The 1,555-nt window shown below is 57.2% G+C and carries 1 protein-coding gene; it reads right to left on the minus strand.

Annotation, left to right across the window (positions count from 1 at the left end):
• Nucleotides 1-772, minus strand: a 772-nt coding sequence (locus tag HNE04_RS27795; protein WP_172227139.1) for a CmcJ/NvfI family oxidoreductase, incomplete at its 3' end; no start/stop codon positions are given.
• Nucleotides 773-1,555 lie beyond the last annotated feature (783 nt).

Genomic DNA, 1,555 nt, shown 5'->3' on the forward strand with positions numbered 1-1,555 from the left:
CGGAATCATAGCCCTTGAACAGAAAGAACTCGTCTCGCGTCAGGTCGGGCACGTAGTACCAGCGGTGGGACGGGTTGTGGCGAAGAACCCAGGACTTGTGCGTGACGCCATGGGGGGATCGATAGTAAGTGTCAAGAAGATCAGCATCTTCAATGGAGGAGGCATCGCAGAACGCCAAGGGGAAATCCTGCGGAGGCGGTGAAACCGCCTGCCACGCTTGGATGATCATCAAGCGGGAATACGGCCGAATCTCGATCCCCTGCAGTTGACTGTCCCTCGCAGCAATCATGGGTCCACCGACCGGCGAGTAATCAATATGAGCGTGCCCAGCTCCGTGGGCTCTCACACTAAACTTGGTCTCGTTCGCGGGCCGGGAGAAGGAGTTCCCGCCGAGGGAGCGAATAGTGACACCGCCAAGGTCCACGGTCTGCACCCACGAGGCCTTGAAGTAATCCTTGATGAATGGAACCATCTCCTCCATATACTTCTTGCGCAGGATGTCTGGATCGCGTTCATTCAGACAGGATAGCTTCTGCTGAACGAGAACGAAGCCCTCCTTCTCGAGCGACAACTCGTCTGCGATCGGCCGCGCGTTGCGAACCGTGACATCGTGGATGACTTTCGGAAAGTCATATCCAGGCGTCGGGGTAGTTGCCTGACCCTTCTCGTCGGGCGTACGTCGAGCAAAGCCAATTTGGCCCTGCACGCACTCAAGGTGCTCACGGCTTGCTGATTCTGGGGCTCGCTTTGCATTTCCCATGATGCTGCTCATTCTCTTTTGGGGAAGAAGAGCAAATATATGCAGAAACCGAAGCGCAAAGGCCGCGATACCCGAGTGGCGATTGCAGGAATTCTGCAAACCAACCCCGACTTCCGCTTATTTCCGACACTCACCGGGCATTGCCGCCCGCTCGTCAGGTCCACATGGGCTTGAGCCGTCAACTCCCAGAGCCGATCTCTGGTGTCGATGACCCAGGAGAAAGCCTAGTGGCCGGCCGGAATGCAACAGTGTCTCAGGTCTTTCCTGACGCCGCCGGTGATCGCCCCGTCGGCAAGCGGCTGGGCGCGTGTGCCCCGGAAATAAGTACTCTCGAATCCCTCAGTCATTCCCCTTGAGAATTGTTCCGGCAGGCTTGGAAGCGCTGCCCAACTGATGTTGATTGTCATTCTGCGACCGTGCCGCACACTCTTTCGCAGGGCAGCGCGGAACTCGTCAACGCATCGATGGCGCACTGGCCCCTATTGAGCAGGGCGCACGCGCGATCTTCGTGAAGCTTTTTCGGGCACCCGCAGCATTGCTGCGTTTTCTGAGTTTTTGGTGGCGGAAATCAGCACCCGAAGCTGCGAGTCTGCAGTTGATTTCCTGGGTCAAGTGCTAAATTTCATTCCTCGACGGGCCGATTAAGAGCTCGCATGGGCGGTCGCAACTCTCCGTTGACTCCGGTACGCCGGGCCTTGGCGAGAAAGTTGCGGAGAACCTGGTGACTAATAGGAGACACATCATACTTACGGCACGCATCGCGTCTGCTGAGCAAACTAGCCACTCATCCAGTAC

The organism is Caenimonas soli (assembly GCF_013155545.1).
Classification (GTDB): Bacteria; Pseudomonadota; Gammaproteobacteria; order Burkholderiales; family Burkholderiaceae_C; genus Ramlibacter; species Ramlibacter soli.